The sequence below is a fragment of the Chryseobacterium wanjuense genome (assembly GCF_900111495.1).
Taxonomy (GTDB): domain Bacteria; phylum Bacteroidota; class Bacteroidia; order Flavobacteriales; family Weeksellaceae; genus Chryseobacterium; species Chryseobacterium wanjuense.
Map to the genome: position 1 here is coordinate 475,215 of NZ_FOIU01000001.1, position 14,809 is coordinate 490,023.

Genomic DNA, 14,809 nt, shown 5'->3' on the forward strand with positions numbered 1-14,809 from the left:
TAAAAATGAAGGATAAAATGATTCCATTAAAAAACGGCATCGGAAATATTTCCGATGCCGTTTCTTTCAATTTGATATGAAAAAACTAATTACTATTTTTTATAAGCTAGACCATCCAGAAGCCCAAGAAGGAGTGGACGTTCCGTTTCCTGCACCTGTAGCACTTGCGTTTTCTGTGTATGTGTTAGCTAATACTGTTACAGAAGTTCCTGCATTAGATTTAGCAGAAGCTTTAGTCGTAACGTTGTCAAACTTGATGTTTGTAATTTTACCACCTCCGTTGAAGTAGCTTACAGACGCATCATTCTCAATATTGATACCTGTAGCCCATCCTGAAAGTACTACGTTATCGATAGTAGCGTAAGTTCCTACTCTTAGTTTGAAACCGTCAGCTTCACCAGAAGTACCTCCGATGAAAGTAGCATTTTTGATAGTAGGATTTGATCTTGGAGATGCATCGTGGTTATTTGAGTTGTTATCTGCTTCGATACCTCTGTTTCCTGTACCGTTTGCTCTTCTTTTTGTGAAGATATTTGTAGCAGTACCGTTCCATCCTTCTGTCCAGTCAAAAGCATCATCTTCATTACTTACAGAAACCACATTTGTTACGTTTACAGTTCCTCCGAAGAACTCAATACCGTCATCAGATCCGTTTACAAAAGCTACGTTTTCTACTTTTGTTCCGTTTCCTACACCGAAAAGAGAAAGACCGTTGAATTCTTTATCAGCAGTATAAATTGCTCCGGCATATTCAACTCTTACATATGTTAAAGATCCTGAGTTATCAGTAGGGTTTGTACCTCCGTAAGTAGCGTTACCAACTTCCGCAGTAGCAGTAGTACCTTTATTGATAGGTGCTTTACCACAAATTACTAATCCACCCCAGCTTCCCGGCGCACCTGCAGGAGATGTGAATACCACAGGAGCAGACTGAGTACCGTTTGCGAATATTTGTCCGCCTTGTTCTACAGTGATGAAAGAAGAAGTACCACCTGTAGCCTCAATTCTTGTACCTGCAGGGATAATAAGTTTACCACCATCTTTGATCATTACAGCACCTGTAAGTTTGTAAACTTTAGATGGATCTAATGTCACAACCTGACCGTTAGGAACATCACCCTTGAAGTTACTTGGATCTTGAGCGATTCCTACCGGAGATACTGTTGGAATTGAATCATCATCACTGCTGCTGCATGATTGGATTGCAAATGAAGTCCCAATAAATAAAGCCGCAGCTATTAATTTTAAGTGATTCTTTTTCATAATACTTTAGATTTTTATTCTTTTTTAATTTATTTTAAAATTCATAAGAAACTCCTAGTCCTAAACCGATACCTCTTTTGTATTGTTTAGCAATAAGCTCTGTTCCTTCATTATCCTGAACCCTTTTGATTGTAGGATTGATTAAGTTTTTACCTTGAAGGGAGATCCCAAATCCATTGTTGAACTTGAATCTTGCTGTAGCATCCAAAGTATTGATGGCTTTGTCTACCATATTTCCTCTTTTCTCGAAACCTAGAGAGTAAATATTGTCTCCGATGTAAGAATATGCTACCACCAAGTCAAGATTTCCTGTTCTCCATTTTGTTTCCCAACCTAAGTTTACGTTGGCAAGGAAATCTGAAGCTCCCTGCATTTTTTCTTTGTCTTTAAGGAAGTTTCCGGAAACGTATGTATTTTCTTTAGATAATTTTTCAGAATCCAGATCCTGTTCCGTATTTAGATAAGTTGCATTAAGGAAAGTATACACTCTAGAGTTTCCTTTTGTATAAAGGTCTTTTCTGAATTCAATTTCAGCTCCGAATACTCTGGCGCTTTCTCCAACGTTGGCAAATGAAACTACGTTTGATGAAGAAGCAATGGTAATCCTTGAAATCGGATTTTTGATATATTTCCCGAACGCTGTGATTGAGATTACTTCATTCTTTTTCGGGAACCATTCCCATTTTAAGTCTAGATTATAGTTATCAGAAGGATAAACATCTTTGTTACCTAAGCTTGACTCGTCGATATCTTCATATTCGAATGGAGCCATTTCCAATAATAGTGGAGTAGTATAGGTCTTGGATGCTGATAATCTGAAATTGTTGAAATCGTTTAAAGCATATTTTACGTTCAATGACGGTAAAATTTTAGAATAATTTTTATCTAAATTACCACCATTAGAAAGTAGAGCCGTATTATAAGTCATCTTCTGGCTTAAGTTATCATAACGAACGCCAATCTGAGCCGTTAATTTTTCATTAAACTTATAATCAAAGTTCACATACCCTGCATTATTGAAGATCTCAGAAGTAAAGAACTGTGGGATCAAAGCTGTAGCTGGATCAAATTTCACATCTCCTCTGAACGTTACAATATCAAAAGCACCGATCTGGTAGTTCAACGGATTAAAGAAAGTATCATAATTATTAGGATCTACAAAATAACTTCCCTGGTTCAGCTTAATTCTGAAGTTGTACTGGGTAGCTCTGAAATCACTGTCTTTATATCTTCCGCTGTATCCTAAGGTCAATTTTGCATTCTCAGAAAATTTGTAATCTGCATGGATGTCTCCTACATAATCATTTTCAATAAGATTATCAAAATATCTGTTGTTTGCTCCCGGATTACTGCTTGCAAAGAAACTTGTATTCATTTGCTTGTCGAAGATCGTTACGTTCTGCTGACGGTCTGGTCTTTTACTTTCCAGTCTGTTGTAGCCTAAATTCCAAGAAAGCTTCAAAGGCTCTGATAAAGTATGCTCACCTCTTAATTGGTTTACAAACAGATCGTTTACTTTATAGGTTGCTCTTCTCAGATTGGTTACATATCTTTCCTGTAACGGGTCATTATCGTAATAGTCTCTGTTATATCCTTGGTAATTACCCAATTTTTGATCGGTAGTGTGGATATAATTTGTTGTGAAATTAATATTATGATTGCTGTTTAGCTTATAGTTTAAGTTTAATAAGCCAGTGCTGTTTGTCAGATATCTGTATTCTTCAGCATTGTTATAGATTTTCAGCGGAGTGTTTTGTCCGTCGTATGCGCCACCTGCGATTCCTTTTACATATCCGTAATCATTGTCAAATGCGGCATATCCGAAAATGCTCAGTTTTCCTGTAGAACCTACTTTGAAGTTTGTTCCAAAATCAATTCCTAAAGACGAAGCAAAAGGATTGTTCTGTTCTTTATTCTGCCAAGAAGTTTTGAAAACATACCCTGCACTTGCAACAGATGCATTTGAAGGTTTTTTAATGATATCGGTTCCGAAGAAATTCGGTCCGTCTTGTAAGTAGAAATTATTTTTCTGGATGGCATTGAAATTGACAGAAGATCCTAAATTTACTTTAAAATAAGGCTTTCCTGTATACACTTTTGAAACGATATCTACGTTTGCACCAGCCATATCTCCCCAGATTCTAGGAGTATATACTTTTTCTAAACTTAAATAATCGATCATATCAGTTTTCACGATACCTAAGTCGATGTTCTTATATAGAGGATCGTTGGAAGGAATAGGAAGACCATTCATCGTCGTAGAATTATATCTGTCTCCCAGACCTCTTACGAAAATCTGCCCGCTGCTTTCCTGCTTCTGAGTTCCGGTAGCTTTCGTTACCGCGGTAGCAGCATCACCTACACCTTGTTTTGTAAGCTGTGCAGATCCTACTCTTTCAATTACTTCTACAGATTTTTTTTGTAAGCTGATGATGTTGGATTCTGCTCCTTTTTTAGTTGATCCAGTGATTACGACACCTTCGATCTTCTTTTCAGATTTTGCAGTGTCTTTTTTGGTTTCTTGAGCGTAAAGTACAGTTCCCGATGTTGTTAAAAACAAAACTGCGATACTCAGTTTTCTAAAGTTCATTTCTTTTACTATATTCTTTCGGTGCAAAGGAATAAAGAATATGTGGGGTAAATGGTTTAGCGAAATTTAAATTTTCCTTAACTAAATATTAATAAAAGGATATTATTGTTAACTTTATGTGAACGATACCCGTTTTGTTAAACAGTGATTAAAATATTATTAACTTTGACCCGTAAAAATTAAAAATGAACCAAAAGAAAATCCTCTTAATAGACGATGAATTGGATATTTTAGAGATTCTGTCTTACAACTTAGAAAAGGAAGGCTACGACATCTACACTGCCACAAATGGTAACGAAGGTATCGATAAAGCTAAAGAAATCATCCCAGACCTTATCTTATTGGATGTCATGATGCCGGAAAAAGACGGTATCGAAACTTGTCAGGAACTTCGAAAAATTAAAGAACTTCAGAAAACTCTTATTGTTTTCCTTTCCGCGAGAAGCGAAGAGTTCTCTCAATTGGCCGGTTTCCAGGCGGGTGCAAACGACTACATCGTAAAGCTGATCAAACCGAAAATCCTTATTTCTAAAGTGAATGCCTTATTACAATTAACCTCTCAGGTTTCTGATAATGCAAAACTCATCGAAATCGGAGATCTTGTGATTGATAAGGATAACTTCAGGGTTTCCAAAAACGGGCAGCAGTTTCTGCTTCCGAAAAAAGAATTTGATCTGCTGTATCTATTGGCTTCAAACACAGAAAAAGTCTTCAAAAGAGAAGAAATTCTGGAAAAAGTTTGGGGTAATGACGTGATCGTGGGAGAAAGAACCATCGATGTCCATATCAGAAGATTAAGAGAAAAATTAGGAATCAATACGATTCAGACATTAAAAGGAATTGGGTATAAACTTATTGTTTAATACTCAATTTCAATTTTATTACCTTTACAATCAACCAATAAAATTTTGTAAAATTGAAATTTTACAGACTCACACTCGTCGCCTCTTGTCTTCTGACATTGGTGATGTTTCTTTTAGTAATCATTTTCGATTCACTAAAGGATATTTATTACAAAACGCCATTCTTCAAACTGGGGCTTTTCTTATGTCTTGTCTTTATTTTTATCGTTAATTATATAGTATTGGAACTGCTGTTTAATTATTATGGTAAAAAGCAGGTTCGCGGGCTTTCGCAGCTTCTTCCTCAGGAGATTGTTCATGACGACGATCAAAATATTACCATTAAAGAATTGGGAGAAAGATTCTCAGACCTTAATCAGCAGAAAGTCACCGAGCTCGATATGATGAAAGAAATGGAAAGCTACCGTAAAGAATACATCGGGAATGTTTCTCATGAGCTTAAAACCCCGTTGTTTTCCATTCAGGGTTACGTTGAAACGTTGAGGGACGGAGGTGTTGATAATTTGACCATTCGGGATAAATATTTGGAAAGAATTGATAAATCGGTAGAAAGGCTTATTGCTATCGTTACAGATTTAGATATGATCAACAGGCTGGAAGCCGGCGAAATCAATCTTACTGTTTCCAGATTTGATGTTAATCTTTTAATTAAAGAAATTTTCGACCTTCTGGATCTTGAAGCCGAAAAACACAATACTACGTTGCAGATTCAGACCCTTCATCCGCAGATCTTTGTTGAAGCCGATAAGCAGAAGATTTCTCAGGTTTTTATTAATTTGATTTCCAATGCCATTCACTACGCCAACAGACAGGAAGCCAAAGTAGTGGTAAAAACAAGTATTCTTAAAAACAAGGTTTTAATAGAAGTCATAGACAACGGAATGGGAATCAAGTCTGAAATCCTTCCAAGAATTTTCGAGAGATTCTATCGTGTGGAAACCAGCCGAAGCAGACGCGAAGGCGGTTCCGGGCTTGGGTTGGCCATTGTAAAACACATTCTCGAGGCCCACAACGAAAACATTACGGTAGAGAGTGTATATCTCGAAGGAACGAAATTCAGTTTTATGCTTGAAAAAAGTAAATAATTTCTGCAGAATGTATGAAAAAAAAATATTTTAAAAAATCCTGAAATATTTTTTTGTCACATCTCATTTATTTTATATTTGCAACAGAGATTTATCATAATAAAAAAGGCAAAAAAAGTAATTTAAAAACTGATGGTTTACAAAATCCGCGTAATATTAGATGCGAAAGAAGATATTTTCCGAGATATCGAAGTTAAAGGAAAACAGACGCTATGGAACTTACATTTAGGAATTAAAAGTGCATTCAGCTTGCAGGGAGACGAGCTTTCTACTTTTAATTTGCTTGAAGACGATGGAACGATAGTAAAAAGTGTTCCATTGGAAGATATGAGTGACGATGGTGATGGCGAAATTATGTCGGATGTGTACATTGATGAGGCTTTCGAAAATATAGGAGATAAAGCTCAGTTCCAGTATGGCCTTCTTGACCTTTGGGAATTTTTCTGTGAGCTTGTTGAGATCATCGACGAGACGAAAGGGGTAAATTATCCTATCACAGTTTACAGATTTGGAAACGTTCCTTTGAAAGCGCCTAGCAAAAATGGTGGTTCAGGATCTAAAAAGAAATCGGCAATGCCTTTGATGGACGACGATTTCAACTTTGAAGATGACTTTGCAGAAAGCACAACCTTTGTAGATGAAGACGACAGCTTCGATGATGAGGAAGAAGAAGACTACAACGATGATATCTTCGATGAAGAAGATGACAATGAGGATGAAAGATAATCAGCAGATATCAAAAATATACAGCCCTGAATGAAAATTCGGGGCTTTTTTATGGGGAAATCTGAACTAAACCTTCAAGGTTTTCAAAATCTTGAAGATTTGAGAAGACCTATAATATAAAAATTCACCCTCCGCCATTTCACTTTTATAAAACACATTTCCTACATTTGTTAAAAATCGCTTAATGAAAAAATTAATTTTATTAGCTGTAATTGGTCTGGGAATTGTTTCCTGTACCACTCAAAATAGAATAAAACACATGACAGATTTACCTAAAGACTGGAAACACACCACAAATATCTATGAAGTTAATTTAAGACAATATACACAGGAAGGAACCTTCAAGGCATTCGAAAAAGAAATGCCGAGACTGAAGTCAATGGGTGTGAAAACACTTTGGTTTATGCCAATTACTCCGATTGCCCAGCAAAATAAAAAAGGAAGCCTGGGAAGTCAGTATGCAGCATCAGATTACACTTCTATCAATCCTGAATTCGGAACTCTGGATGATTTCAAACATATGGTGAATGAAGCTCACAGATTGGGATTTAAAGTTCTTATCGACTGGGTAGCCAATCATACCGGTTGGGATCATGTATGGACAAAAACGCATCCCGAATTTTATTTAAAAGATCCTGACGGAAAATTCCACATTGCTTCCGGAATGGACGATATCATCGAGCTCGATTATAAAAACCAGGAAATGCGCCTTGCCATGATCGAGGCGATGAAATATTGGGTGAAAGAAACCAATATTGACGGATTCAGATGTGACCTGGCTTCTTGGGTGGAAGTAGATTTCTGGCAGCAGGCTCGTCCGGAAGTTGAAAAAATAAAACCGCTTTTCTGGTTGGGCGAATTTGATGAATTGGAAAGCCCGGAATACGGAAAAGTTTTCGATGCCAGTTATTCATGGAAATGGATGCACAAATCTGCAGATTATTACAAAAATAACGAGCCGCTTCAAGAGTTAAAGGATTTACTGATAAAATATTCCGCTATTGGAGACAGCTCAATGAGAGCTTGGTTTACCACAAACCACGATGAAAACTCATGGAATGGAACAGAATATGAAAAATATGGGGTTATCACCAAGCCAATGGCTGTATTTTCCGCAACATGGAATGGCGTTCCGTTACTATATTCCGGACAGGAACTCCCCAATATGAAACGACTGGAATTCTTCGAAAAAGATGTCATCAAATGGACAAATACTTACCAGATGGCAGATTTTTATAAGACATTATTAAATTTAAAATCATCAAATCCTGCATTAAGAGGCGGTGATGCTAATGTCACAACTTATCTTTTAAACACGACGGCCAACGATAAAATTTTAGCTTATATTCGAAAAAATGGGAAAGATGAGGTTTTGGTAGTGTTAAATATGTCAAAAGAACCAGTCAATTTCAAGATTGAAGATGAACATGTATCCGGAGCTTTCATTAATGTATTTGATAAAACAAAAAGGAATTTTGATGAAGGAAAAGATTTCAATTTCAAAGTTTCCGATTATGCGGTTTTCGAAAAATGAAATTCCCGGCCATTGAAATCATGGCTGAAATTATAAATTAAAGAGACCATTTCAAACTTTGAAATGGTCTCTTTTTATTTAAAAAATAAAATTTAAAAAGCCTGTAATTTTACATTATCTATTACCCAAAGCTCCGTAGCTGCATTGTCTCTCACACCCACTCTTATTTTTAGCTGGCTGGAATTGGGAATTCCCGTCACCGACAGTTTTGTAATCGCCTGTGCCCCTGTAAGTGTAACTCCCGATCCGGTGTTGGTATTAGAAGAAGTTACAGTGATACCCGATGAAGAATAGCTGTTTGTCCCTGTACCGGAACCCGTAAACGCCCATCTTACATTCGTGGCAGTAGAAGAATTGCCTCCGGTAAGGGTAAGTTTTGTATTGTAATTGGCACCGCCATCTGTACTGATGTCGATAGTGACAACATCCGTATTTTCCATACCGTTGGTAGTACTTCCCACAGAAAAAGCAGCTACATCAAAACTGAACGTAATATTATTCGTATAAGAAGAAGCATCTACTGTATTGAATTCCAGATAAGAAACTGTCGCACTGGTATTTGAGGTGCTGTATCCGTATCCACGCGTTCCTTCAGAAAATAAAGCTGAGGATCCCGGAGCATCGGAAGCAGTGGAAGAACCGGAAGTGAAATTGAAGCTTGAAGGTGAAAATCCTGATGTGGTATAATTTACGGAGTCACTGGTTTCAAATCCCTGTGTGAAGATAACCCCCGTCTGCAAATTTCCCCCTGAAGAGCCTTCAAAACCTAGATTGACCCATTTTGTGCCATTCCATCCCAGGAAAGTTTTTTGTTGTTTGTCATACACAATCAGACCTTCGCTTGCTGTACCGGAAAGAGAAGTAATGGCCGCAGTAGTAAGTCTGGGAACTAAAAATCCTTTTGTATCAGATGTTACATCTAGTGCTGATGAAACGTGAGGAGATTCTATGTTAATCCCAACCTGTGAATATGCAGTTGAGAAAATTGCCATAGAAGCAATCATGAATAATTTTTTTGTCATTGTTTTTTTTATAAAAATTGAACGGCAAATATATGAATTATTCCAGTTTTTAAATTTTATTATTGATAAAAAATGTAAATGTTTTGTGTTAATTTATTAATATTTAAGTGTAAATATTAGAGTTATTCATAAAAATTATTACTTTAAATAAATAATTATGTTAAATGTTTATTTTCATTTTTATTGCTGTTTAAAATATGACTGTCAATTTTATCTTTAATGATGGGAAATTTATATTAATTTAATTCCATTAGTGTTGATTTATTTTTAAGATTTAAATATTATGTTATATTGTTATTCTGCCTTTAAATAAGATTAAAAATATTTAATACATTTGAAAGTTGATGTTAAATGAAAGTCTTTTGTCTATGGATAAATCGAAAATATTAGAGATTATAAGAAATAAAATCACGGAAAAAATTCAAAGTTTTGAACATCTTATCGCCGAAACCAGAGCTTCAAATAACGATACGAAAAGTTCGATGGGAGATAAATATGAAACCGGCCGTGAGATGCTTCAGCAGGAAATCAACAATCTTCAAAGGCAATTGAACGAAACGTTGAATCAACAGTCCATCCTTCAGAAAATCACTTCCGAAACATCTTCAAAAGTGCAGAACGGAGCTTTAGTGAAAACAAATAAAGGATTGTTTTATATAGCGGCTTCCATCGGGGAAATTGTCGTTGACAATCAAAAAATCATGACGGTTTCGGTAGAATCACCTTTAGTAAAAGCAATGATGGGATTACAATCGGGGCAAAATTTTTCTATTAATAATGTAAATCAAACCATAGAGGAAATCTGGTAAAAATAAAGGCTATATTTGTAAACCCTTTCAGAGTTTCAAACTCTGAAAGGGTTGCCTTAAAAACACACAAATGAAAATAGAAACCTTAGAATCAGGTCATTTTTATCATATCTATAACAGAGGAAATAATAGTGAAATGATTTTTTTCGAAGAAAGAAATTATCATTACTTTTTACAACTGTTAAATAAATATATTGTTCCTATTGGTGAAATTTATGCTTATTGCTTATTAAAAAATCATTTCCATTTTTTGATTAGATTAAAAGAAGAAAATAAAATTTCTTATGATGATTTTGTATTTTCAACGATAAATAAACCAAAATCAATTGATCCTTCAAGGCAATTCTCACATTTTTTTAATGCTTACACACAAGCAGTCAATAAACAATATTGCAGAACAGGTAGTTTATTCGAAAAACCATTTGAAAGAAAGAGAATTACAGATGAAAAATATTTAAGACAGGCAATTTTGTACATTCATAACAATCCTGTAAAACATGGGTTAGTGTCAAAAGTTGAATATTACAAATGGTCATCATATAGAGCGATTTTATCTAATAACATTTCAGCCGTTAGAAAAAAAGAGGTGTTGGAATTATTTGGCGATCAAGAGAATTTTGTATTTTCGCATAATTATTATGATGTATTAAACTTGCCATATTAATTTATCTTTTTTTAGTTTCGGCTCCCGAAAGATATCATAAAACCCAATTTTAAAATGCAAAATTACTTAGACCTTTTACAGCATATTTTAGACAACGGAACAGACAAAACCGACAGAACAGGAACGGGAACCAGAAGTGTTTTCGGCTATCAGCTGAGATATGATTTGTCGAAAGGTTTTCCTTTGGTGACTACCAAAAAAGTGCATTTGAAATCTATTATTTATGAATTGCTTTGGTTTCTAAAAGGAGATACCAATATCAAGTATCTGAAAGACAACGGAGTCTCGATCTGGGACGAATGGGCGGATGAAAACGGAGATTTAGGTCCTGTTTACGGAGCGCAGTGGAGAAGCTGGAACGGAGCCGATGGGAAAGTTGTCGACCAGATTACAGAGGTGATCGACCAGATCAAAAAAAATCCCGACTCCCGAAGACTGATCGTTTCTGCCTGGAACGTTGCCGAAATCCCGAATATGGCTTTAGCGCCTTGTCACGCATTATTCCAGTTTTATGTGGCGGATGGAAAATTATCACTTCAATTGTATCAGAGAAGTGCAGATGTTTTCCTGGGAGTTCCTTTCAATATTGCAAGTTATGCCTTGTTATTGATGATGGTTGCGCAGGTCTGCGATCTTGAGGTTGGAGATTATGTTCACAGTTTTGGAGATGTTCATATTTATAACAATCATTTTGAGCAGGTTCAGAGACAGCTTTCAAGAGATCCTAGACCACTTCCTACGATGAAGCTGAATCCTGAAATTAAAGATATTTTCGGTTTTGATTTTGAAGATTTTACACTGGAAAATTATGATCCGCATCCGGGAATTAAAGCGCCGGTAGCGATTTAATTTTTAGTAATAAATTCATTAACCTTGATATAAATTCAGAAATTATGGAAATTAAAATCAGCTTAGACGAATATGCAGATATTCCTTTTATCAAGAAACTTTTATCACAAATAAAAGGTATCACTAATATTGAAGTTTCTGAAAATGATAAAACATATTCTTGGGACGAAATAGAGAATTCAGAATATTTTGCAAAAGTAATGAAGCAAGTGAGAATGATTATAAAAATGGAGAACTCAGGAGCTGACAGATGATTTATTAAATGAGATATTTGGCAAAAAATGAAAATAACAATTTGAGACTGCTAGAATATCACTGGACGAAATTATAGATTTTCTAAGAGCTAGATGGACTGCAAAAGAAATTACTGTTTTAGAGAATGACATTAAAAAATTCAGACAGACAATAGTTGATAATATTGTAAAACATCCATCTTTGAAAAAATTTCCAAATAAAATACATGTCTATTGGAAAGAAGCAAATTAAGTTGATGTATGAAATCAAGACAGATGAAATCGTTATTAAATTATTCTGGCATTGCAAACAAGATCCAATAAAATTAAAAAATATTCTTAACGAAAAAACAAACTAAAAAGTGAAGCCTAAAACTTCACTTTTTTTGTAACATTCACCGTAATTTTCCAACCTATTGAACAAAAAATGAAATATTTAAAAATAAATACCCAGGAAACTACCGATCTTGAAGCATTGAAAAACGCAATCCTTCAGATGAAAGGTGTAGATTCCGTAGACATTATCGACGAAGAAAATCCCGAAAGTGAACTGAAAAAAGCTTTCAATAAAACGAAAGAACAGTTTAAAAAAGGCGATTATGAAACAGTTGTCAATGATATTTTCGACATTTTAACAAAAAATAATTCTAAAAAATAATGAAAAAGGCCATTTTATCGATTGCTCTTTTGGGAGGTATTTTTTTCTCCGTAAATGTAGCAGCACAAACCGATACTTCGGGTAGAGAAAAGGTATACAGAGCCACTCACACGAAGGTAACGGAACTTAAACATACCAAGCTTAAAGTAAATTTCGACTATCAGAAAGAACAGATGAACGGGGAAGAATGGCTGACTGCCGCTCCTTTTTTCTATGCTACCAACGAGCTGACTCTTGATGCAAAAGGTATGTTGATTCATGAAGTAGCTTTGGATAATAATGGTAAAAAATCTCCTTTAAAGTATGATTATAAGGATGATGTCTTAAAAATTACTTTAGATAAAACGTATCAGAAAAATCAGGATTATACGGTTTATATCAAATATACTTCCCGTCCGAACGAGGTGAAACAGCAGGGAAGTGCAGCTATTAATGATGCAAAAGGCTTGTATTTCATTAATGCTCAGGGAAAAGATCCCGATAAGCCGACGCAGATCTGGACGCAGGGAGAGACAGAATCTTCTTCTGCATGGTTCCCGACCATTGATAAACCCAACCAGAAGACAACTCAGGAAATTTATATGACGGTTCCTGATAAGTATGTTACGCTTTCAAACGGTATTTTAAAAGATTCCCAGAAAGAATCCAATGGGTTGAGAACAGATCATTGGGTGATGGATAAAAGACATGCAACCTATCTTTTCTTCATGGGTGTGGGCGAATACGCAATCGTGAAAGACAAATGGAGAAATATTCCGGTAGATTATTATATCGAAAAAGAATACGAACCTTACGCAAAACAGATCTACGGAAACACTCCGGAAATGATGGAGTTTTTCTCTAAAAAAATGGGTTACGACTATCCTTGGGCAAAATATGCACAGATTTCCGGAAGAGATTATGTAAGTGGAGCCATGGAAAATACAACGGCAACCCTGCATGGAAGCGATATTTTACAAAAACCGGGACAGCTGATCGACGAAAATACCTGGGAAGATACCATCGCTCACGAATTATTCCACCATTGGTTTGGAGATTTGGTGACGGCAGAAAGCTGGAGCAATCTTACGGTAAACGAGTCTTTCGCCAACTACTCAGAATATCTTTGGAACGAATACAAATACGGAAAAGACCAGGCAGATTATCATCAAATGCAGGATGTGAATATGTACATTCATAATCCGGCGGATTTCAAGAAAGATTTGGTAAGATTCGATTATGATTCCCGTGAAGATGTTTTTGATTTGGTGACTTATCAGAAAGGTGGGGGAATTCTTCATATGCTGAGAAATTATCTGGGTGATGAGGCCTTTTTTGCCGGAATGCAGGATTATTTGAAAACCAATGAATATCAGAACGCAGAAGCACATCAGCTGAGATTGTCTTTCGAAAAAGTTTCAGGAAAGGATCTAAACTGGTTCTTCAATCAGTGGTATTTCGGAAGCGGAAATCCGAAAATTAATTATTCCTATACTTTTGAACCTGTAAAAAAACAAATCGCTGTTGTTATCGAGCAGACTCAGGAACAGCCGTTCCAGTTTCCTTTGGCCATCGACGTTTATGACAATGGGAAACCAAAAAGATATAATGTCTGGGTAAATGCACAGGCAAAAAATACCTTCAATTTTGATGTTTCTAAAAATGCAGATTTGGTGAATATCAATGCAGATGGTGTGTTATTGGCGGATATTACAGACACAAAAACTCCTGAACAGTATTTGATGCAGTTCACAGGTTCTAAGGAATTTAAAAGCAAATACAACGCTCTGAACGGAATTAAAGATCAGGTGGGAAAAAATCCTACGGCAACAAAATTATTGGCAGCAGCCATTAAAGATCCTTTTTTCAGAACTAGAATTAAGGCTTTACAATTAATGGATTTGTCAAATGCAGAACAATTGAAAGCATTAGGTTCAGATGTTGAAAAACTGGCAGCCAATGACCCGAAAACTTTGGTTCAGGCAGCAGCAATTTCAGCGTTGGCAAAAACTAAAGATAAAAAGTATATGCCAATTTTCGAAAAAGGACTGAATGCAGTTTCCAATTCCGTAAAAGGAAATTCCGTAGGTGCAATTATTGAGATTGATCCTTCGAGAGCCAGTACTTTAGCAGATAAAATTGATCTGGAAGGCGCTCCTGAAAATTTATTGAGCAAATTATTACCGATTATCGTTAAAAATAAAGTGACTTCTCAGATGTCAAATATTGCTCAATTGGCAGCATTTTATCCGTTCATCAAATTCCAAAATCCGGAATTGGGCAAAGCGGCGGAAGAAGGATACAATTGGATCATGACTTCAGATAACGTAAAGGCTACAGAAAGCATTACAAAAATTTTGGGTCAGGCAAAAGGACAGATGGGAGACAATCCTCAGGTAAAAATGATGATCTCTCAAATGTTGAAAGACGGTCTTGCGAAGAAAATGGAACTTCTGAAACAGAATCCACAAAACGCGGCCAGCATCAACAAACAGATTGACGCCATGAATAAAGCGATCGAAGATTTTAAATAA

General features: G+C 35.8%; 13 protein-coding genes. 10 read left to right on the plus strand and 3 right to left on the minus strand.

What is annotated here, in order from left to right; all coding sequences use genetic code 11:
* Positions 1–99 precede the first annotated feature (99 nt).
* Together BMX24_RS02170 and BMX24_RS02175 are read right to left on the minus strand one after the other, a co-directional pair.
* On the minus strand, positions 100–1,263 hold the full coding sequence (locus BMX24_RS02170) for a hypothetical protein (RefSeq protein ID WP_089790441.1): 1,164 nt from the start codon (positions 1,261–1,263) through the stop codon (positions 100–102).
* Between the two features lie 34 nt (positions 1,264–1,297).
* Entirely contained in the window at positions 1,298–3,853 is a 2,556-nt protein-coding gene (locus BMX24_RS02175; protein WP_089790442.1) for a TonB-dependent receptor domain-containing protein, read from the minus strand.
* A 185-nt stretch (positions 3,854–4,038) separates the two neighbouring features.
* On the opposite strand from BMX24_RS02175, the gene BMX24_RS02180 reads away from it, so the two are divergent.
* From BMX24_RS02180 to BMX24_RS02195, 4 genes are all read left to right on the plus strand, one after another.
* Positions 4,039–4,716 (plus strand): response regulator transcription factor, encoded by a 678-nt coding sequence (locus BMX24_RS02180; RefSeq protein ID WP_089790443.1) that lies wholly within the window; start codon positions 4,039–4,041, stop codon positions 4,714–4,716.
* Between the two features lie 53 nt (positions 4,717–4,769).
* Entirely contained in the window at positions 4,770–5,801 is a 1,032-nt protein-coding gene (locus BMX24_RS02185) for a sensor histidine kinase (RefSeq protein ID WP_089790444.1), read from the plus strand.
* 132 nt (positions 5,802–5,933) lie between these two features.
* A complete protein-coding gene (locus BMX24_RS02190; RefSeq protein ID WP_089790445.1) occupies positions 5,934–6,527 on the plus strand; it encodes an IS1096 element passenger TnpR family protein in 594 nt (197 codons plus the stop codon).
* A 184-nt stretch (positions 6,528–6,711) separates the two neighbouring features.
* Positions 6,712–8,061: an alpha-amylase family glycosyl hydrolase gene (locus tag BMX24_RS02195; protein WP_089790446.1), complete on the plus strand. Its 1,350-nt coding sequence runs from the start codon at positions 6,712–6,714 to the stop codon at positions 8,059–8,061.
* 92 nt (positions 8,062–8,153) lie between these two features.
* Here the strand turns inward: BMX24_RS02195 and BMX24_RS02200 are convergent, their stop codons facing one another.
* The gene (locus BMX24_RS02200; protein ID WP_089790447.1) at positions 8,154–9,083 is read right to left on the minus strand and encodes a hypothetical protein; all 930 of its coding nucleotides are present in this window, start codon (positions 9,081–9,083) and stop codon (positions 8,154–8,156) included.
* A gap of 368 nt (positions 9,084–9,451) precedes the next feature.
* On the opposite strand from BMX24_RS02200, the gene BMX24_RS02205 reads away from it, so the two are divergent.
* From BMX24_RS02205 to BMX24_RS02230, 6 genes are all read left to right on the plus strand, one after another.
* Positions 9,452–9,892, plus strand: a complete 441-nt coding sequence (locus BMX24_RS02205; protein WP_089792692.1) for a hypothetical protein — start codon at positions 9,452–9,454, stop codon at positions 9,890–9,892.
* A gap of 70 nt (positions 9,893–9,962) precedes the next feature.
* On the plus strand, positions 9,963–10,556 hold the full coding sequence (locus BMX24_RS02210) for a hypothetical protein (RefSeq protein WP_089790448.1): 594 nt from the start codon (positions 9,963–9,965) through the stop codon (positions 10,554–10,556).
* Between the two features lie 54 nt (positions 10,557–10,610).
* Positions 10,611–11,405: a thymidylate synthase gene (locus BMX24_RS02215; protein ID WP_089790449.1), complete on the plus strand. Its 795-nt coding sequence runs from the start codon at positions 10,611–10,613 to the stop codon at positions 11,403–11,405.
* 44 nt (positions 11,406–11,449) lie between these two features.
* Positions 11,450–11,659, plus strand: a complete 210-nt coding sequence (locus BMX24_RS02220; RefSeq protein WP_089790450.1) for a hypothetical protein — start codon at positions 11,450–11,452, stop codon at positions 11,657–11,659.
* 406 nt (positions 11,660–12,065) lie between these two features.
* Complete coding sequence (locus BMX24_RS02225; protein ID WP_089790451.1) at positions 12,066–12,296, plus strand: hypothetical protein; 231 nt, start codon at positions 12,066–12,068, stop codon at positions 12,294–12,296.
* Positions 12,296–14,809, plus strand: coding sequence for a M1 family aminopeptidase (locus tag BMX24_RS02230; RefSeq protein WP_089790452.1), 2,514 nt, complete (start codon positions 12,296–12,298; stop codon positions 14,807–14,809). Before BMX24_RS02225 ends, BMX24_RS02230 begins: the two co-directional genes overlap by 1 nt.

Coding starts and splice junctions, on each gene's coding strand:
- BMX24_RS02170 (WP_089790441.1), bottom strand. CDS start 1,263: ATGAAAAAGAATCACTTAAAATTAATAGCTGCGGCTTTATTTATTGGG.
- BMX24_RS02175 (WP_089790442.1), bottom strand. CDS start 3,853: ATGAACTTTAGAAAACTGAGTATCGCAGTTTTGTTTTTAACAACATCG.
- BMX24_RS02180 (WP_089790443.1), top strand. CDS start 4,039: ATGAACCAAAAGAAAATCCTCTTAATAGACGATGAATTGGATATTTTA.
- BMX24_RS02190 (WP_089790445.1), top strand. CDS start 5,934: ATGGTTTACAAAATCCGCGTAATATTAGATGCGAAAGAAGATATTTTC.
- BMX24_RS02195 (WP_089790446.1), top strand. CDS start 6,712: ATGAAAAAATTAATTTTATTAGCTGTAATTGGTCTGGGAATTGTTTCC.
- BMX24_RS02200 (WP_089790447.1), bottom strand. CDS start 9,083: ATGACAAAAAAATTATTCATGATTGCTTCTATGGCAATTTTCTCAACT.
- BMX24_RS02205 (WP_089792692.1), top strand. CDS start 9,452: ATGGATAAATCGAAAATATTAGAGATTATAAGAAATAAAATCACGGAA.
- BMX24_RS02210 (WP_089790448.1), top strand. CDS start 9,963: ATGAAAATAGAAACCTTAGAATCAGGTCATTTTTATCATATCTATAAC.
- BMX24_RS02215 (WP_089790449.1), top strand. CDS start 10,611: ATGCAAAATTACTTAGACCTTTTACAGCATATTTTAGACAACGGAACA.
- BMX24_RS02220 (WP_089790450.1), top strand. CDS start 11,450: ATGGAAATTAAAATCAGCTTAGACGAATATGCAGATATTCCTTTTATC.
- BMX24_RS02225 (WP_089790451.1), top strand. CDS start 12,066: ATGAAATATTTAAAAATAAATACCCAGGAAACTACCGATCTTGAAGCA.
- BMX24_RS02230 (WP_089790452.1), top strand. CDS start 12,296: ATGAAAAAGGCCATTTTATCGATTGCTCTTTTGGGAGGTATTTTTTTC.